The following is a 19,697-nucleotide window of genomic DNA, read 5'->3' as shown; positions in this document are numbered from 1 at the left end:
CTCGGTCACGTCCACCGTCAGCGGCGCGCCTTTTTCCTTCCAGTCATGGACCAGCTCGTTCAAAGCGCGCGGATCCATCACCGCACCCGACAGGATATGAGCCCCGATCTCCGAGCCTTTTTCCAGTACGCACACGCCAAGCTCGACGCCTTTTTCCGCCGCCAGCTGCTTCAGGCGGATCGCCGCCGACAGGCCAGCCGGGCCGCCGCCGACGATCACGACGTCGTATTCCATCGACTCGCGCGGACCGTACTGCTCAATGAGACTTGCGTCTATCACGATGCGATGCCTTTTCTTTAGAACTGGTCTTCACTCAGCGCCAACATGCCTTCGTTGTTCTTCGCGCTGACGATGGATGCCTCAAGCGCGACGGCTTGCGACAGGATGTGATCGGCAAAGAAGTGAGCCGTTGCGATCTTCGAGTCGTAGAACGGCTTATCCTCAGCGTGCTTCTCAGCAGCCACCAACAGGGCGCGCGCAAATTGCCAGCCTGCGAGGACGATGCCAGCCAGCTTCAGATAGGGCACGCCGCCAGCAAACACTGCGTTCGGATCGCTTTTGGCGTTGGCTAGCATGAATTCCACTACGCTCGCGAGAGCTTGGCGGCCCGTCGCGAGCCGCTTGTGCAGCGACCGGAATGCAGGGTTGGACGAGAACGCCGCGCAGTCTTGCAGTTCGCCCAGCGTCCGATCAATCTGGGCGAGGATTGCTTTCGCCACCGCGCCGCCGTCACGCAAGGTTTTGCGTCCGATCAGATCGTTCGCCTGAATTGCCGTGGTGCCTTCATAGATCGTCAGGATGCGGGCGTCGCGATAGTACTGTGCAGCACCAGTCTCTTCAATGAAGCCCATGCCGCCGTGGACCTGCACGCCCAGGCTCGCCACTTCGATTGAGATTTCCGTGCTCCAGCCCTTCACGACCGGCACGAGATATTCATAGATGGCCTGATGCTCTGCCTGCACGGCTTCGTCCGCGTGTCGATGCGCGATGTCGCTATGCGTGGCTGCAACATAGGCGAGCGCGCGGGCGCCCTCGGTTAGCGCGCGCATCGTCAACAGCATGCGGCGCACGTCCGGGTGCTGAATGATCGCCACAGACTGCTTGGCGGAGCCATCAACCGGCCGGCTTTGCACGCGATCCTTCGCGTAGGCTACGGCCTTCTGATACGCGCCTTCAGCAACGGCGATGCCTTGCACGCCTACGCCAAAGCGAGCCGCATTCATCATGATGAACATGTACTCGAGGCCGCGATTCTCCTCGCCGATCAGTTGCCCGATTGCGCCGCCATGATCGCCGAACTGTAAAACCGCGGTCGGGCTTGCCTTGATGCCGAGCTTGTGTTCGATCGACACGCAATGCACGTCATTGCGATCGCCCAAGGAGCCGTCTTCGTTGACGAGAAACTTGGGTACGGCAAAGAGCGAGATTCCCTTGACGCCCTCAGGCGCATTGGGCGTACGAGCCAGCACGAGATGGACGATGTTTTTCGCCATGTCATGGTCGCCCCACGTGATGAAGATCTTTGTGCCAAACACTCGATACGTCCCGTCGCCTTGAAGCTCGGCGCGCGTGCGTACCAATGCCAGATCCGAGCCGGCTTGGGGTTCGGTCAGATTCATCGTTCCGGTCCATTCGCCAGAGATCAGCTTCGGCACGTAGGCTTGCTTCTGCGCCTCAGTGCCGGCTGTCAAGAGCGCCTCGATCGCGCCGTCGGTCAGCAGCGGGCACAGCGCAAGCGACAGGTTGGCGGCATTCAGCATCTCGATGCACGGTGCCGCAAGCAGTTTAGGCAAGCCTTGGCCACCATATTCGACGGGATGCACGACACCTTGCCAGCCTCCTTCGGCAAACTGGCGGAACGCTTCCTTGAAGCCCGGCGTGGTGTAGACCTCGCCGTCGCGCCAGGTACTCGGATTTTTGTCGCCTTCGATATTCAACGGCGCGATCACGTCCGCGCTAAACTTCGCCGCTTCGTCGAGCACCGCCTGCGCAGTGTCGGCAGTGGCGTCTTCGAAGCCCGGGAGCGTCGATACGCGATCGAGATGGGCAAGTTCATTGATGACAAACAGCATGTCCTTGACGGGCGCCGTATAGCTCATGATGGATTTCCAGAAATGCAATCTAAGAGGGGACGCGGGCAGGGCAGACGAAGTGGCCCGGCGCGGTAACAGTGAGCCGATCGTAGTCCCGATTGGGCGCGAATCGACTACCTAAATCGGCCCATCTATTGACAAAGTTGGCCACGTCTTGCGAAACGGGCAGAGCGCCGATGGGCGTTTACCCCATTGCGCGGGGCGAGCAAGTCCGGTTGCGGTTCAACGGTTCCGGCAGACGGGCAGGGTCGCGCTCAGGGTTGCCGGCGGTACTCGCCAGGCGTGCTGCCAGTCCAGTGGCGAAAGGCCCGATGAAATGCGGTCGGATCGTCAAAGCCGACATCGCCCGCGATCGCTGCAATCGGGTCATTGGTGCCGGTGAGTCGCTGGATCGCGATATCACGCCGCAACTCGTCCTTCAGCGTCTGGAATGCGGTTTCCTCTGCGGCGAGGCGCCGGCACAAGGTGCGCACCGACCAGTGAAAACTCCGTGCGGCGTCTTCGACGGTCGGCACATCCGGCAAACTGGCTGCGAGGTATTGTCGGATGCGGTGGCTCGTGAGCTGCTCGCTGAAGGAAACAAAAATCCAGTCTTCCGGAGCCCGTGCGAGAAATTTGCGCAAATTCGTCTTGCGCTGGCGGATGGGCATGTCGAAATACGCGGCGCTGAAGCGCATCAGCGTTTGCTGGCAGTCGAAATGGACAGGTCCGGGGAACAGGTACAGATGATCCACCGTGTGCGGCGGACAGGAAAACGCGAACTCGACTTGCAGCAGGGGGATTTTCTGACCGATCAGCCATGATGCCACGCCGTGTGCGAGCTTTAACATGAGCTGCTGCCCGAGCATGCTGACGGTCGACGATGGATCAGGGTGAAGGGCAACGCACGCTATCAGGCCGTCTCTGCGCGATTCGAACCTGAAGTCATCGAGGACAATGTGAAAGAACTGCCCGAACCGATGCATGGCAATTTCCAGGTTGGGCGCATCGAGCAGGCTCAGGCAAAGAAACTTCAGGGTGCCGCTGCGCATTGGACGGGCGAAGATGCCCGGCATTTCATCGTCGAATTCAATGGCGAGGGCACGGTATAAAGTCGAAAACTGTTCCTCCGTGACTCGCGCGCCCGGTTCGATCAGCAGCGCCGGCGAGATGCTGGCTTCGTCCAGGTATTTGCCGACCAGACCCGGCCGTGCACCCGCGGCGGCGAGGAAACCGTTGACAAGTGAGATCGGGACGGTGGCGCTGGGTGAATGCATGGGCGTTGACGGGACTCGTTAATGTCGGTTCACCACGTCAGTTATTGTACGGCACCGTTCAGACCAGGTAACAGCCCCACCTATATCTACAGGTCAAAGTCAGTGATGGTCGAGAGGGCCGAGGGGGTATGCCAGTCCATCCAGTCGAAGTGTCTGGAGCTTTCAGCCCAGGCCCAAGTTGCTTTTGGCATGCGTGTGGCCGGCGTTTCCGCTTGCAGTGCGTTGCTTTCGTGTTCTGTTTTTGCAACGGGGTGGAGACCCGCCGCACTTGAGGTTGCCTTCACTTCGTCCGGCGCGAGATTAGATACGGTTGATTTGCGGTGCATGATAAATAGGAAGATGAATGATTGAATAAAATCGATCGGACGGTGGCGCCCGTGTCAGGCCGCAAGTAGCGAAAGCAATATCGCCCTGTGCCTGGGGAAGGGCTTCGAGGCATCGCGAAGGTCCACGGAATGCGTTCGATTCCGTGGAGCAAAAAATGCGCACACGCGAGGGGTGACAGGGAATCGGCATGCCGGGGCCGCGCTGCCCGGAGCAAGCCCTATGCCGTGCGAGCTTTCACATAGCGCCCGGGCGCCGGTTCGATCGGCTTATGATGGGTGCTTCCCGGCTTCGTGCGCGCCTTGACCGAATCTCCAGCGTACGGCTTAAGCCACTCGATCCAGTGGGTCCACCAACTACCCGGCCGTGTTTCGGCTGACGCCAGCCACGCATCCGGATCGCTGCTCAAATCGCCACTGGCCCTGAAACTTCGCTTGTTCTTCGACGCAGGATTGACGACCCCGGCTATGTGGCCGCTCGCGCCGAGAACGAATTGAGTCGGGCCGCCAACCAGTTGTGTGGATCGATAAGCCGACCGCCACGGCACGATGTGATCTTCCTCGGTTGCCAGTACGTAGGTCGGGGTGTCGATGCGCCCCAGGTCGACTGGCATGCCGCATACCGTCAACCGCCCTGGTTTGCACAGGTTGTTCTCCAGGTACATGTTGCGCAAATACCAGGTGTACATGGGCCCCGGCAGATTCGTGCTATCGGCGTTCCAGTACAGCAGGTCGAATGGCGGCGGCGACTTGCCCTTCAGGTAGTTGTCGATCACATATGGCCAGATCAGATCGTTTGCTCGCAACGTCTGGAACGTGAACCCAAGTTCCTTGCCTGAGTAGATGCCGCCTCGACCGATTGCACTCTCGCGCTGAACGACGCCTGCTTCGTCAATGAAGACGCCCAGCTCGCCAGGTTCTTCGAAATCCAGCATCGTGGTGAGCAACGTGATGCTAGCCATATTGTCGTCGCCCCGTGCCCGGGAAATCGCCGCGGCAGACGACAGAATCGTGCCTCCCACGCACCAGCCGACCGCGTTGACCTGATCGGCACGTGTGATCGCCAGCGCTACGTTGATTGCCGTCAATGCACCCTGTTCGACGTAGTCGTCCCATGTCGTCTGCGCCATCGCGGCATCCGGGTTGCGCCACGACACCATGAACACGGTCATCCCCTGTTCGCAGCCAAAGCGCACAAAGGAATTGTCAGGCTGCAGATCGAGAATGTAGTACCTGTTGATGCAAGGCGGCACGATCACCAGTGGGCGTTTGGCTACCCTGTCGGTGAGCGGGGCATACTGGATCAACTGGAATAGATCGTTTTCGAACACGACCGCGCCTTGGGACGCTGCTACGTTGTGCCCGACCTCGTAAGCGGTCTCATCCGTGATCGAGATGTTGCCGCGCTGCAGATCACCAAGCAGGTTCGTGAAGCCGTCACGCAAGCTGTCACCACTGGATTCGAACGCGAGCCTGAGCGCCTCGGGATTGGTTGCGGCGAAATTGGCTGGGCTCAGCAAGTCGATGAACTGCCGAGTGAAGAATTCGAGCTTCCGTTTGTCCTTTTCACTTAGGACAACCGCATCGACGACGTCTTCAAGCAACCGCGCGTTGAGCAGGTAGTTCTGCTTGAGCAGGCTGTACCAGGCATTCTTGCGCCAGTCTTCGGCGAGAAAGCGGCGGTCACTGCGCGGCGGGGCAATCACGGGCTCGGTTTCCGCGCCCATCGTGCTGGCTAGCGTGCGGGTCCAAACCGACGCCAGCTGCGGCCAGTACGCCGAGTGAGCCTCGAGAAGCGCCGCGGAAACGGCTAGTGCTTCCGGGGGCTTCGCTCTGGTGTGCGTGTCGTATTGCGGAGCGCCATTCGCCTCCAGACCGGTCATTGCGCGCCAGAACCGCTGCCCGGACTTGAGAAATCCCTGTACATATTCAGTGGGTACGTTTAACGACATGATCACACCGCTTCGCTTGATTGACTCATGATTGCAGTCGGTTCGGCACTGGCCGCGCTTTCAACCAGGCGCCGCGCACGGGACGTGGCCAGGACGGTTGCTTCGCCGTCGATCACCACCTTTCCGCCAACCGTACAGACGGTCGACATCACGACACGGCCCTTTTCCGGCTGCAGTTCTTTCACAGCGACCGTTGCATGCACCGTATCGCCGGGCCGGACCGGTGCCTTGAAACGCAGGTTCTGTCCGAGGTACACGGTACCGGGGCCCGGAAGGTGGCCGGCGAGGGTCGCGGAAATCACACTTGCGGTCAGCATCCCATGCGCAATGCGCCCTTTGAACGGCGTGGTCCGCGCGAATTCCTCGTTAATGTGTACGGCGTTGTTGTCGCCCGATGCGGCCGCGAAGAACAGGATATCCGTCTCCGTTATGGTCTTCGCAAAGGTGGCGCTCATGCCTGTTTCCAGGTCTTCAATGTCGTAACCGCCGATTTCGTTCATCTGTTGCTCAACTGGTTGTTATTGAATGGACTGACCCTGTACGTTTCCGAAGTGTCGTCGCCTCACAGCGTCAATTTCACGCGGGCCCTAGAATGCGGCAGGGTGAAATTCTGCCGCCGCGCGCGGTACCTGGATGTTTGTCACCTTCAAGATTCAACCGCGCAATCACGAGAAAAGCGATCGAAGAGGGGACACGGGTTGGGCAGAGTTAATGGCCCGGCGCGCTAACCGTTGAGCCGATCTTAGTCCCGATTGGACACGAATCGACTACCTAAAGCGGCCCATCTATTGACAAAGTCGGCCATGACTTGCGAAGCAGGTGGTCTGCCGATGCGTGTTTGCCCCACTGCAGGGGGCAGCGGGTCCGGTTGCCTCAACAGCATCGATTCGTACCGGTAACTCACCTGGCTGTTCCGACTTATCCCACTTGTACAGGCCGTCGATGACCACAGTGCGCTGTTTCCTTGGAACATGCCATGCGAACTGCACTCACCCACCGGCCTCAAGTCACAACTCTGACCGGAGTCCTTAATTGGCCGCACACAAACAGCGTAACCTGCCGAACGGGCGACACATTTGCATCGGAGTACGATCGAGCGCTGCGGTTTTTTCCCATCCATTGACCTAGTCCATACCCGCAGACGAACAGCGTATAGCGCTAAAGCTTTCCCGAACCGTTTCTTCGATGCGACGCCCGCTCGGGCGGAGCATCGCGCGGGCGTATGCAATACTTACTCAGCTTCGGACGCCGGTTTGGCCTTCTTTTCAGTCTGGGTGTCCGCGTCCTGGGGAGCGGTTTTTTTGGCCTCGCGAGCCTTTTGTTGGGCCTTGCGCTGGGTGTCCTGCATCTGCTTAGTCGCTGCAGCGCCGGTTTGGGCGAATGCCACAGGCGCCGACAGGAATGAAAGTACCACGCAGAAAACGGATGCAAAAACGGGTCCGCGGCGTCCGTTCATATTGATCTCCAGAAGTCGACCGAGTGTCGATATACAGGCAGAGCCGATAACGCGTGCGTTCACAGATGCTGGTAGCCGGTGACCACCCAATTACGCCATTATCCCTGCGGTACGGCCATCACTGGCCGCCAGTGGGCAATGGAGCGAGGGTCCACCGCGTGAACTGCGCCATGACATATGCACAGACTGTAGACCCTGCGCTGAGTGAGCGCTACATGCAACCCGTAACGGATCAACCCGACAAAGATAATGGGTTTGCCTTCGCGGCCTCGCGAACAATTGATTGCCTGCTTGCTGTCGTTAGAACCGATTGCGCTGGCTGGGATCGAATTGCGGATCAGGTGATCTCTGCGTCTGTCGCAGGACTCCTTGATCGTCGAAGTAAAAGTTGTATATCAGATGCTCAATGTTGTTCTCCATGTACCGGTAGGACCACACTTCTCTGTTCACCCGCTTGAAGTAGGAGGTTTCGAAAGGGCGGCCAAAGTTGACCAGCACGTCGTCCCGGGTCCACTTTCCCACCTCCGCGCGATAGAACTCTTTGTCTTGAAGTACTTGCCGAACACCAAGTACTTTGCCGGAAGCGTCGATGTCGGCTGCCGTTGTCGTCGTTCCCATGGGCTGGGTCGGCCACATCAGCCGCTTGCCACCGTTTGGTAGATCGTACGTTTCCTTGGGCGGACCCAAGCGGGCAATAAGTACAGACTGGTCTGCACCAGCTTCCACCTGCCGATGCGGCTCAGTACAACCCGCGAGCATCAACGCCGCAATACCAACGATCTGGAGTGCAAGTCGGTTAAGCATGGAAGTGCTCCACTATCGGTAATCGCGCCTGGCAGTCTCGTTCTTATGGAGCATTGCACTGCGGCTTGATGAACGAGGTCCAGGCGTGCGCTGCTGTCGGACGTATTCGTTACGCCTGAAACGACGAAGCGGCAATAACCGTCTTGACTAGCAAGTTGTCAACGGCACGAGAGGTTTTTTCGTGCAATCTTCGTCACCCAACATACAACTATCGACTGCACCAGCACACAGCTCTGTATTGGGCCCCACTGCTTCGAACCCGTGCAACCTTCCACCCAAATGTACATGACCGTCACTCGTCCTGACTGGCGACAGCAGTCCGTTGCCGTCCACCTTGAAGGTGAAACCGCGCCAGATGACGCGCGTCGACAGGAAACTCGCCACGAAGATCGAAAACGACACGATGTCCCAGAACGGCAATAGCCACAGATCGCGACGTGCTTGCCGCAACGCCCGATCCACCTGGATTTTCAGCGCGAGTCGCGCGAGGAGCGCTAGCGCAGCAAGCGGCCAAGCCCATGCTGCGCCGCCGGAAACGAACACAGCCAGCAGAGCGAAGGCGAATGGATGTATCAACGCCGAGCCTAGATGGCCGATCGGATCGATCGTCCGGATGGTCCGACTCCAGCGCAATTCGTGCGCAATCAACTCTGCGGCGCTGGCCTCGACGCAGGCGTGCGACACTGTGAACGGCGGAATCACGACCTTCTCGCCGATCATGCGCACCGCCTCGCCAATCGCATGGTCCTCCGCCAGGTGATGCACGAACTGGGTAAAGCCGCCGATCTTCTCGAGCGTTTCGCGCCGCATCGCAATGGTCTGCCCAAAACACGGACGTGCCATGCCGAGCGCAAGCCCTGTTACGACGCTGGGCAGGAACTGGTAATTGGTCGCCTTGGCCGACAGGCGCGGCCAAAAACCAGGATCGGGCTGTCCGCGATAGACGCAGGTGACAAGCCCTACACCGGGCTTCTGCAGTTCGCCGATCACATTGCGCAGATAGCCCGCGTCCACGCTCACGTCGCTGTCCGCGAACACCAGCACATCATGCTGCGCCTCGGGCAGCATGTTGAGAATGTTGCTCATCTTGCGGTTGGGACCATAAAGGCGCGCATCAGCAACTACCGTGATGTGTGCTTTTGGGTGCAGCAGACGCAGTTGTTCGACCACGTGCAACGCCGGATCTCCCGCGTCGTGTACCCCGAACAGGAATTGCACCGGGCCTGGATAGTCCTGCTGGCAGAAGGTCGATAGGTTGCTGAGCAAGGTCCACTCGTCGCCGTGCAGTGGTTTGAGGATCGTGACAGGCGGAAAGCTGGTGGGCTGCGTCGTCGTACGGGCAAAGAAACGCCCGATCAAAGCGCCGGCCAGTAGCGTGTACACGATCCCCAGCGCGGCGCCGATGCCACATAGAAGCGCAAATCCGATGAGAAACGAATGTGCCACAAGTAGTAGGCCTTCGAAGGCGATCAGACTCATTTGTTAATCTGGTCAGTTAACACTAGCGCCATCATCTGGCGCTCGCGGCGAGGCGAGTGAACTGTATTGCAGATGATTTCAGTCAGTACACAACACACCGTGAACGCCTGGACGCCACGCCCTGTTACGAAGAATATCGGAGTTCCCCGGGGGTTCCAACCCGCGCTGCATTTCGAGCCTGTCATCTCGAGCATTTGGATATCAGGCACCATGCACGCGGGAGGCCTCTGAAAATCGATGTGGTTGGGGATATCCTTGGCACAAGCGAAAGCGCGTCTTCGTCAGCAAGGAGTAAGCGATTTGCGATCTGATTCACCTTCGCGTGATCGCCCAATTTCGTTTGCCTGGAATTCCAAATCGAACGTCAGATACCAAAATTAACTACTTCAATGTCTATAGTGACAAGCCACACACTGCGGGCATTTACTGCAACACGAATGGCTCTGACTAGCCGCTTCCTTCCTCATTGCCTATCCTGCGGCGGCAGCACTTCCTATCCGTTAGTCTTTAGAAGCATAGAAGTTTTGTCGCGCTTTACCGAAATTTGTTGTTAGTCGTTTTTGTGCGCTGGCTAGCAGGAAACCTGGCATGAGCCTCACGCTCTCATGAAACTGATTTCGCTTATCGTCGAGGTCGTATTCCACGACGCTAGTTGGGTAACTCACCAAGGGCATACTGTTGTGAAGGTTGGTGGCACTGCGACCGTGGCTACGTTGTCGGCATTGCTGCTGATACTCGCTCGCACTACGTCCAGCAACTCGCGTATCTTCGCGCGGGGACGGGACACTCCGGTCACACGCGGCCACACCTATGCGTTTGTTCGACGCCTTATTGGTGAGAGTGTGGCTCAGGATTCTGCTGAGGGAGTGGAACATTCATCCCGGGCGACTCTGGACGTGGCTGCGGGGCCGTGGTCCTGTCTTCCCCGGAGCCGGAAGCAGAGGCTGGCGCCATCGCCGCAGGCGGGGTCGGCGCTACGGCAGCGCTAACAAGGAATCCAGCCGATGTAAGGAAGATTGCCGCTAATAACAAAAATTCCATGGTATTTGCCTCGCCAGTGTTAGTGACCCGTGCCGATGCGCGGGCCGGCATCCGCGCAACGCACTTGGTCATCTACACTCTCCTGCGACATGGCAGGTGCCAGCAATTACGCGGTACCGGTAACCTACCTCCGCCCCTTGCCGTTCAAATGACGTATGTCAAATTGTGCGTTCGACGAGACGCCCCGAGACAAAAAAGCACTGAGCGTGCAATTCGGTAGCCAGTTCGACCGGACGATCGTTGTGCCGCAGAGGCTTCCGAGCCGAGTGCGGGTCTGGCCGTAGAAAGCCGACCTGGATTCCCGACCGCGACCGCGACACGCTTCTTGTCACTTTAAGCGTGAGTCGGTCCGGGCAGTTGAGCCGACCCGTTCGATGTTCTTCCTGATGCCGGGCGGCCCATCATTCCGAGAAAGGTAGACCGGCGCCTCATGCCTTGCGTGCACGAAGATATCTGAAGAACTCTACGCCTTCCTGCAGGCGCCGTTTCATCATCTCCCAACTCACCAGCATCTCGCGGACGATTTCCCAGATCTTTGTTGGTCTGAAATAAAAGCGTTTATAGAACTCCTCAACGCCAACGTAGATCTCTTCGCGCGACAAATGCGGATAGCCAATCGTGGAAGCCTGGGTGCCTGCCGAATTGACGAGGGCGATGACCTTCCCTTCATTCAACCATCCGTTCTCCACCGCTTGCTTATGAAGGACGGTTCCCGGATAGGGCGCGGCGAGTGACACCTGAATCGTGTGGGGATTGATCTCTTTCGCGTATTTGATCGTCTTCTCGATCGTTTCGTGCGTCTCGCCGGGAAGCCCAAGAATGAACGTGCCGTGGATCTTGATGCCGAGCTTGCGGCAATCGTCGCTGAACTGGCGGGCCATATCGGTCCGCAGGCCCTTTTTGACGTTCACGAGAATCTGATCGTCGCCGGATTCGTACCCGACGAGCAAGAGCCGCAGCCCATTCTCTTTCATCACTTTGAGGGTTGAATAGGGCACGTTCGCCTTGGCGTTGCACGACCACGTCACGCCTAACTTGCCGAGACCACGAGCGATCTCTTCGGCTCTCGGTCGGAGATCCGTAAAGGTATCGTCATCGAACATGATCTCCTTGATTTCGGGCATGTTGTCCCTGATCCATTTCACTTCTTCGAGGACGTTCTCGACCGAGCGCGTGCGGTAGCGATGACCCCCAACCGTATGCGGCCAGAGGCAAAAGGTGCATCTGGATTTGCAGCCTCGCCCCGTGTAGAGCGACAGATACGGATGCTTGAGATAGCCGCTGAAGTAATTCTCCGGCGTTAGGTCGCGCTTATAGATCGGTGAGACGAACGGTAACTGGTCCATGTCTTCGAGAATCGGTCGGGCGTCGTTGTGCATGATCCCGCCATCCGGCAGACGATAGCTCAGTCCGAGAATCGATTTGAACGGGAGGCCCTGTGCGATCTCGCGACAAGTGAAGTCGAATTCTTCGCGGCACACGAAGTCGAGTGCGTCGCTCGCAGTCAGCGAGCCGTGAGGATCGACAGCGACTTTTGCACCGATCATCCCGATCAGGATCCGGGGCTTGCGCCGCTTCAGGTGCTCTGCAAATTGAACATCACTCTGGAACGATGGAGAGCTTGTGTGAATGATTACCAGTTCGTATTTCTGAGCAATGTCGAGTGTCGTATCCAGCGACAGGTCATCTGCGGGAGCATCCACGACGCGGCTATCTTCAATCAGCGCAGCGGGCTGGACGAGCCACGTTGGATACCAGAATGATCGAATCTCGCGCTTCGTTTGGAAGCGTGAGCCCGCTCCGCCATCGAAGCCTTCAAATGAAGGTGCCTGCAGAAACAGCGTTTTCATGAATACCCTCGAAGAGAATAGTCCGCGTGGCCGGGATTAGTCACCCACTTGGACTCGCCAGGCATCGGCGATGTTCGCGAAGTGTTTCGAAGCCTTCAAAAAGATAACAATGATTAGGTAGTTGCTTTGGAAGTCGTCATCTCCTGTGCGCCCACGGAAGCGGGCGTGCAGGGATTCGCCGCATCATCACATTTTCAGAGCCGCACAACAGTTGACGTGAAGTGGTGAGGCAGCGGCTATCGCTGGGGAGCACGAGGCGAATCAAGAATACTACGACTTGGCGCCTCGGCATGACGAAAAATCGATCTTTTAACCTGTCGATAGTTACAGTGCGATTACGTTGAAGGTGGAAGGTCGCATAAACCCGGTGTCGATGCTCAGCTAGCGAAACGCACACTTACAAGGCCACGCCCGCGGCGATCTTACGCCGTGTTTACCGTCATTAGCGATTCATCCTGTACTAGACTATTTCTGCGCCGCCCGAGACATCACCTCGGACATCAAGCGGTGTCCGGTGCTGCGTGCAGCACCGGGCCGTCGTCGAATCCCCTACGGACCGGCCAGCGGCAATAGCGGCACGGATCTGCGCGATCACAGCGCTTGCTGCTCCAGAGCGGGAGACGAACCATGACGCAAGAGCGAGTCAATACAGACGGTGTTCCTGTTGGCAACGGCGAGCGCATCAGCCCGGTCGAATTTTTACTGATGGCAGGCTTTCTTACGTATCGGGCTCCGCTGGCGCCGATCGCTGCCCGAGTTGCGGCCCGACGCGTTCTCGATGCCATACTCGGTGCTGCGGCAGCTCACGGTTTTGCAGATTCGGACGCTCTCGAGACGATGATGGCGTGCGCTGAAAAGTCTTCGCGCATGCGGAGCCTTGCGGAGCAGGCCACCGCCGCAGTCGGGGATACGGTCGCTTACCTGCACGTGATTCGCTGTGCCGGCGTAACGCTGGAGGTGGACCCGTAAACGCACGCTTCGACAAACGTCCACGCGTCAAGGCGTTTCTTCCTTTTGGGGGCTTGCCGTTCGTACGTCTCGCCGCGCACCGCGAGCAGCAACGCGTATGCAGCAGACCAGAAGTATGGAAGCAGAATCATCGAAGTCGCTGGATAGATCAGCGACAGCTAGGTTCGCCAAGTTTCATCTTGATGCGGTTCGCATAGGTGGGGCGATCTCTTAACCTTTCCAACAGACCGAAGGCCATCCCGCGAGTGACGGTTTCAGGAAGCTGGTCCAGAGTCGGCTCGATGGGGATGTCGAGCGCGTATCGGGTATTTGCCTGCACTGCGGGACTGGTGTTGTACGTGTCCGGCCAGATAGTCGGTGACGAGGCGCCGGACGGTATATGCACCAACACCATGTTTGGTGTCCGATGCGGCCGCGTGCGCTCTGGCACGACGTCGGTCGAGGGCGGGATCTTCGCCAGTGTCACGGATATTTCATTTTGCGTTCCGCTCGACGACCGCTGCGGCGATCTGCGTATTTCGATGTATATCTGCGGTGGCAGCCTCAATTCGGTTTAACAATCTTTAAACGATTTATTTTGAGACTGTTTCTATACTGACTCGCAAATTGTCAAATCGCCGTAACCTCAATGCGGGACGAGGCCTGAAAAGACAACGGCAAACGGGGCCAATTACCGTGCGAGCGAGACCAGCCGACCCGAACTACGATCCTTGCGGTCGATACCAATAAATAGCATCGCATAGCCGGACCGGATAGCGGCTTAATCGCATCCGGAAAACAGCGGCCGTTTTTCGATTATGATGAACTGCCCCCTTCGATACCCGGCGCGATAAAGCCAATCACGCGTCCCAATATCGAGACTGCGGCGGCAGGACCGGACCGGACAGGGCGTAAGGCAAAGGACCACTAGTCGAAAAATGTGCAGCCGAAGATGAAATTGGAAGCCGGATCGTCGGTGCTTTACGCCGTCATCCCGGTCATCTGCCGGCTAGCCGGCCACCAGTTACGAAGGATGTCGCGTTGCGGGGTGTTATGAGAATTGCTGTCCTGGATGACGATTCGGCTCAGGCCGACCTGGTTTGCCAAACGCTGTCGGCGGCGGGCCATATCTGTCACGCATACGGTGCGGGCCGCGAACTGGTGCGGCAGTTGCGGCGCCAGACGTTCGATCTGCTGGTGCTCGACTGGAACGTGCCCGACATGTCGGGCGAAGAGGTGCTGCGCTGGGTGCGCGAAAGCCTCTCCGAGCGCCTGCCGGTGCTGTTCATGACGAGCCGCGGCCGCGAAACCGACATCACGTCGATTCTCAACACGGGCGCGGACGACTATGTCGTCAAACCGGTGTCCGCCGCGGTCTTGCTGGCGCGCGTCGGCTCACTCCTGCGCCGCGCTTACCACCTCAAGCCGCCCGCGGCGAAGGAAGTCTTCGGCGAATTCGAATTCGATCTGGGCGCCAAGCATGTGGTGGTGCGCGGCACGGCAGTGGCCGTCACGCAGAAGGAATTCGAGCTTGCGCTCCTGCTGTTCCAGCATCTGAGCCGGCCGCTGTCGCGCGCGCACATTCTCGATGTGATCTGGAAGCAGGCAACCGACATTCCGTCGCGCACCATGGACACCCACGTGTCGATGCTGCGCAGCAAGCTCGGTCTGCGCCCCGAGCACGGTTATCGTCTGACGCCGATTTACGGTTATGGCTACCGGCTCGAGCGGGTCGATTCCGCCACGCCGCCGGCAGCAGCCGACGAACGCCCCGAAGCGGGGGAGGCGTGACGTTTTCCGTCGATGGAGCAGCGCGCGGCAGCGCGGTTTCGCCGGGCCGCCGCAGCGGTGCATGGCTGGCGGCCGTTGGCCTGCTCGCGATGACCTGTTTCGCGCCGGTGTCGGCGTCCGCGCAATCGCCGCGCGCACCGAAGCGTGCAAAAGCCGCTGCGCCGGAATACGTCTCGTATCTGACCCACGAAGGCGACACGCTCTACGACATCGCCGGCCGCTATATGCGCGATCCGAATGATTGGGCCGTGCTGAGCCGCCTGAATCATGTGCCCGCGCCACGCCGCATGCCGGCGGGCATCGCTTTGCTTCTGCCCGCCGGCAAGCTCAAACAGGAACAGGAGTCGGCCCGCGTGATCGCGACCAGCGGACCGGCCGAGCACGCGTTCGGCAAGAACCCCTACGTGCCGCTCGCGGAAGGCACGACCCTCGGCGAAGGCGACCGCGTCCGCACCGGGGACAACGGCTTTGTGACGCTGGAGTTGCCGGACGGCTCGCACGTCACCGTGGGGCAGAACGGCCTGCTGGATATCGGCACGCTGCGGCGCACCACACTGACCGGCGCCGGCGATCGCATGCTTGAACTGCGCAGCGGCGAAGTCGAAAGCCAGGTAACGCACGCGACGAAAAAGGACGACCGCTTTCAGATCCGCTCGCCGTCGGTCGTGGCGGGTGTGCGCGGCACGCGCTTCAAGGTCGCTTACGACGGCGACGCGCGAACCACCGCGGTCGAAGTGCTGGACGGCGCAGTTGGCGTCGACCCGGCGACGCTCGGCGGCCGTGCTTCGGCGCCGCTGCCCGGCGTGCCGCTGCAGAGCTCCGCGCAGCTCGTGAAGGCGCGCTTCGGCAGTGTGACGCGCTCGGGCGAAGCGATCGGCGGACCGGTCGAGTTGCTGCCCGCGCCGGCGCTTACGCAGCCGGCCAAAGTGCAGGACGGCAAGACCGTCGCGTTCGATCTCGTGCCGGCCGACCATGCCGTGGCCTATCGCGTGCAAATCGCACGCGACGCCGACCAGCTCGACCTGATCCGCGATCAGCGCGTGAGCGAGCCGCATGCGGATTTCGGCGACCTGGCCGACGGTACCTATTTCGTACGCATCGCCGCGCTCGACTCCAACGGGCTCGAAGGCCTGCCGCAGGTGTACGCGTTCGAACGCCGCCAGCTCGGGCTAGCCGCGTCGGCGGCGCAGCGGGCCGGCAGCCGCGACTATGAATTTCGCTGGTTCGTCAGCCGCGCCACGGTCGAAACACGCTTTCGTTTCGTGCTGGCGACCACGGCCGATCTGCGCCATCCGCTTGTGGACCGCACCGATCTGTCGGGCGGCCAAGTGGTCGTAAGCGATCTGCCGGCCGGCGTCTATTACTGGACGATCGTCGCGGAGCAGTTCGAGAACGGCCGCTTCTACGAAAAGAGCAGCGCGGTGCGCTCGTTTACGCTTGCGCGCTGACGCTGGTAGATTCACGGGGCTGAGCCATGCATCAGCCCGCTTCCTGGCTTCGAACCAAGCAACCCTTTGCCGACCACACCTACGCGCCTGAGCCTCGATCCGCGCGCCCGTCTCGGACGGCGCGCCGGCCGCCGCTTCCTGATCGAATGGGTGGGCATCGGCTGTCTGGGCATCGTGGTGATTCTGCTCAGTTCGCTCGGCCGTCTGAGCGCGAGTGTCGATCAACTGGTCTACGACCGCTTTCTGAGCCTGCATGCGCAACCTTTGCTGCGCGATATCGTGGTGGTCGAAATCGACAACGCGAGCATCGCGCAACTCGGGCGCTGGCCGTGGCCGCGCAGTGTCCACGCGAAGCTGCTTGAACGGATCGCCAGCGCGAAGCCCGCCGCGGTGATCTACGACGTGCTGTTCACCGAGGCCAATCCGCAAGACGCCGAACTGGCCCGCGCCATCGCGATGAGTCCGACCTATCTGCCGGTATTGCTCACCGCAGCCGATGACGGCGGCCGCCGCGTCGTGGTCGAGCCGGTGGCGCCGCTCGCGCATGCGGCGGCGGGGCTCGGCCATATCAATCTCGAAGTCGACAGCGACGGCATCGTGCGCAGCGTCGCGCGGTACGAGGGCGGCGCCGATTCACGCTGGCCGCAATTGATGGTGCCGGTCGCCCAGGCGGCAGAGCTTGGCTCGCTCCATCTGAACGGCTGGCAGCGCAGCCATGCTTTGGCCGCGTCCGCATCCGCATCCGCATCCGCATCCGCATCCGCAGTCGCAGTCGCAGCCGCAGCCGCAGCCGCAGCCGACGACGGCGGCGAAGGCCGCTTCCTGATCCCCTTCGGTCCGAACGCGCAGAACTATACCAAGCTGAGTTTCGTGCGCGTGCTCGCCGGCGACGTGACACCGGACCAGTTGCGCGGCCGCATCGTGTTGATCGGCGTGACCGCGTCGGGCTTGTACGACCGCTTCGCGACACCGGTGTCCGGCAAACTCGGCCCGCTGCCCGGCGTGTATATCCACGCGAACGTGCTCGATACGCTGCTCACCGGCCGCGAAATCGAGCCGGTCTATCCGTGGATGCTGTTCGCGGCGTCGCTCGCGCCGCTTGCCGCGCTGCTGGCCGGATTTCTCGTGCTGTCGCCGCGCCGTTCGTTGCTGCTGACCGGCGCACTGTGTCTGCTCGCGGCGGCCGGCAGCGCGGCCTTGCTGTACGGCGCGCGGCTGTGGATGTCGCCGGTGCCGGCGATTCTGGGTGTCGTGACCGTCTATCCGATCTGGAACTGGCGGCGCCTCGAAATGACGATGGCGTATCTGCGCGGAGAACTGCAGCGCCTCGCCGACGAACCCCATCTGCTGCCGGAAACGCCGCAGCGCCGCCGCGAGTTCGGCGGCGACGTGCTGGAGCAGCACATGGCGCTGATGGCGCAGGCCGCGCAGCGCGTGCAGGACATGAAGCGTTTCGTGTGGGACAGCCTCGACAGCATGCCCGAGCCGATCCTCGTGAGCGACGTGCGTGGCGTCGTGCTGATCGCAAATCATGCCGCCAAGGCGCATTTCGCGCGGCTCGGCGCGCCGCTGCCCGAAGGCCGTTCGATGCAAGCCGTGCTGGGGAGCCTGACGCTCGTGAAGACGATCGACGGCGACGCGGCGTCGGATGCCGAAAACAATCTGCTCGCCCGCACGCACTGGCCGGCGCCGCTCGATCCGGCGCGCCACGAATTCGCCGCGCTGATGGCGCACGGCGTCGAGGTGCGCGACGCCCACGAGCGCGACCACTTGCTGCGCTACGCGAACTGCACCAACGAGCAGGGCGAGACCACCGGCTGGATCGCGGGCCTTGTCGACGTGTCGGCCTTGCATGCGGCCGAGCGTCAGCGGGAAGACGCGCTGCGGCTTCTGTCGCACGACATGCGCTCGCCGCAGGCGTCGATTCTCGCGCTGGTGGAGATCGAGCGCGCCCGCAGCGAGCCGGGGCTCGCGCGCGCCTTGCTCGAGCGCATCGAGCGCTACGCGCAGCGCGCGCTTACGCTGGCCGACGATTTCGTGCAACTGGCGCGCGCCGAATCGCAAACCTATGTGCTCGAACCGGTGAGCCTGACCGAGTTGCTGATCGACGCCAGCGACGAAGTCTGGCCGCAGGCGCACGCCAAGCGCATCACGCTGCACACGGAGACTGGCGCCGCCGACGCCGCCGACGACGGCCACTGGATCTGCGCCGACCGTTCGTTGATGACCCGCGCGCTCGTCAACATTCTGAACAACGCGGTCAAGTACAGTCCGCCGGATACGCGGATCGTGTGTAGCCTTGCGAGCCTGACGCCGAAGTGCGTGCCGGGCGCGGCCAGGCGCGTGTCGTGCACGATTCGCGATCAGGGCTACGGCATACCCAAAGAGGAGCAGGCAGGGCTGTTCGAGCGCTTCCGGCGGTTTCACGAAACCGAGCGGCCGGAAGTGGGCGGCGCGGGGCTCGGCATGGCCTTCGTCAAGACGGTCGTCACGCGCCACGGCGGCGATGTCGAAGTGGCGAGCGAGCCCGGCCAGGGCACGGCATTTACGCTCTGCTTACCGGTGCTTGAAGATGCGCAATCGGGCGCCTCGCTCGCGCCACGAACATGACATATGAATACGCACCCTATCGAAGCGAGAAGATGGTGAAAGCAATCCTGATCTGTGCCGCGCTGGCCGCGGCGAGTCTCACCGGATGCGCAGGTCTGAGCGCCGACGTGCATACCGCCGACGCCGCGAACGCGGCCGCCGCGCTGCAAGGCGAGCGGACTTACACGATGGCGCGCATGCCGTCGCAGGAGGCCAGCGCGGACCATCCACAATTCGAAAGCCTGTTGGTGGACGAGTTGACGAAACAGGGCTTCGTCGAAACGACGGGGCAGTCCGGACGTTATCTGCTTTCAGTGGCCTACGACACGCGCCCGGCGACGATCGGCGTCGGTGAAACAGGCTGCACGTCGGGCGACTGTGTTCGACCGCCTGAAACACCATTCTCGCTGTTCGGCGGCCCCGCGTACCAGCATGCGCTGACGCTGCGGTTTTTCGAGCGTGCGAGCGGACAGGAGGTCTACAAAGTCAGCGCGGTGAGCAGCGACCGCGATGCGGATCCGTTGCATGCCATCCCGACGCTCGTCAAAAGCGCGCTGGCCAGGTTTCCCTTCGATGCGCCGCCAGATTGGCGCGTGAAACTGCGCGCCGACGAAACTGGCGGCCTGCCGAAAGTCATGTCGGTAAAGCCGCTTCAGCCGTAACGCGC

General features: G+C 60.7%; 14 protein-coding genes and 1 pseudogene. 6 read left to right on the top strand and 9 right to left on the bottom strand.

Annotated elements, in window-relative coordinates:
* The 9 genes and pseudogenes from P0D73_RS42625 to hpnJ form a co-directional block, all read right to left on the bottom strand.
* On the bottom strand, positions 1-279 hold a 279-nt coding region (locus tag P0D73_RS42625), incomplete at its 3' end, for an NAD(P)/FAD-dependent oxidoreductase (RefSeq protein WP_408293458.1).
* Between the two features lie 17 nt (positions 280-296).
* Positions 297-2,099 carry an acyl-CoA dehydrogenase gene (locus P0D73_RS42620; protein WP_408182684.1) on the bottom strand — a complete coding sequence of 601 codons (1,803 nt, stop codon included), beginning with the start codon at positions 2,097-2,099 and terminating at the stop codon, positions 297-299.
* A 248-nt stretch (positions 2,100-2,347) separates the two neighbouring features.
* Entirely contained in the window at positions 2,348-3,349 is a 1,002-nt protein-coding gene (locus P0D73_RS42615; protein ID WP_132377036.1) for an AraC family transcriptional regulator, read from the bottom strand.
* A 544-nt stretch (positions 3,350-3,893) separates the two neighbouring features.
* Positions 3,894-5,624 carry a PHA/PHB synthase family protein gene (locus P0D73_RS42610; RefSeq protein ID WP_408435783.1) on the bottom strand — a complete coding sequence of 577 codons (1,731 nt, stop codon included), beginning with the start codon at positions 5,622-5,624 and terminating at the stop codon, positions 3,894-3,896.
* A 2-nt stretch (positions 5,625-5,626) separates the two neighbouring features.
* A complete protein-coding gene (locus P0D73_RS42605) occupies positions 5,627-6,124 on the bottom strand; it encodes a MaoC family dehydratase (protein WP_408435779.1) in 498 nt (165 codons plus the stop codon).
* Positions 6,125-6,855: 731 nt separating this feature from the next.
* On the bottom strand, positions 6,856-7,080 hold the full coding sequence (locus P0D73_RS42600) for a hypothetical protein (RefSeq protein WP_408318109.1): 225 nt from the start codon (positions 7,078-7,080) through the stop codon (positions 6,856-6,858).
* Positions 7,081-7,380: 300 nt separating this feature from the next.
* Positions 7,381-7,884, bottom strand: a complete 504-nt coding sequence (locus P0D73_RS42595; RefSeq protein WP_408318107.1) for a hypothetical protein — start codon at positions 7,882-7,884, stop codon at positions 7,381-7,383.
* Positions 7,885-8,190: 306 nt separating this feature from the next.
* Positions 8,191-9,363, bottom strand: a pseudogene (hpnI, locus tag P0D73_RS42590) (bacteriohopanetetrol glucosamine biosynthesis glycosyltransferase HpnI); the annotation flags it as partial.
* Between the two features lie 1,469 nt (positions 9,364-10,832).
* The gene (hpnJ, locus tag P0D73_RS42585; RefSeq protein ID WP_408318105.1) at positions 10,833-12,254 is read right to left on the bottom strand and encodes a hopanoid biosynthesis associated radical SAM protein HpnJ; all 1,422 of its coding nucleotides are present in this window, start codon (positions 12,252-12,254) and stop codon (positions 10,833-10,835) included.
* Positions 12,255-12,881: 627 nt separating this feature from the next.
* On the opposite strand from hpnJ, the gene P0D73_RS42580 reads away from it, so the two are divergent.
* The 6 genes from P0D73_RS42580 to P0D73_RS42555 all read left to right on the top strand — a co-directional run bounded on the left by P0D73_RS42580 (position 12,882) and on the right by P0D73_RS42555 (position 19,692).
* Positions 12,882-13,223: a hypothetical protein gene (locus P0D73_RS42580; RefSeq protein ID WP_132377041.1), complete on the top strand. Its 342-nt coding sequence runs from the start codon at positions 12,882-12,884 to the stop codon at positions 13,221-13,223.
* Positions 13,224-13,468: 245 nt separating this feature from the next.
* The gene (locus P0D73_RS42575) at positions 13,469-13,780 is read left to right on the top strand and encodes a hypothetical protein (protein ID WP_408182676.1); all 312 of its coding nucleotides are present in this window, start codon (positions 13,469-13,471) and stop codon (positions 13,778-13,780) included.
* Between the two features lie 475 nt (positions 13,781-14,255).
* A complete protein-coding gene (locus P0D73_RS42570) occupies positions 14,256-14,993 on the top strand; it encodes a response regulator transcription factor (protein WP_408182674.1) in 738 nt (245 codons plus the stop codon).
* The gene (locus P0D73_RS42565) at positions 14,990-16,441 is read left to right on the top strand and encodes a FecR family protein (protein ID WP_408435776.1); all 1,452 of its coding nucleotides are present in this window, start codon (positions 14,990-14,992) and stop codon (positions 16,439-16,441) included. The genes P0D73_RS42570 and P0D73_RS42565 overlap by 4 nt, the downstream gene beginning before the upstream one ends.
* Positions 16,442-16,507: 66 nt before the next feature.
* Positions 16,508-19,051 (top strand): CHASE2 domain-containing protein, encoded by a 2,544-nt coding sequence (locus P0D73_RS42560; RefSeq protein ID WP_408435774.1) that lies wholly within the window; start codon positions 16,508-16,510, stop codon positions 19,049-19,051.
* On the top strand, positions 19,048-19,692 hold the full coding sequence (locus tag P0D73_RS42555; RefSeq protein WP_408318099.1) for a DUF4136 domain-containing protein: 645 nt from the start codon (positions 19,048-19,050) through the stop codon (positions 19,690-19,692). The genes P0D73_RS42560 and P0D73_RS42555 overlap by 4 nt, the downstream gene beginning before the upstream one ends.
* Positions 19,693-19,697 lie beyond the last annotated feature (5 nt).

Source organism: Paraburkholderia sp. RL18-101-BIB-B (genome assembly GCF_046026985.1).
Lineage (GTDB): Bacteria > Pseudomonadota > Gammaproteobacteria > Burkholderiales > Burkholderiaceae > Paraburkholderia.
Note: the sequence above shows the minus strand (reverse complement) of the source record. Positions and strands in the feature narration are given on the sequence as shown.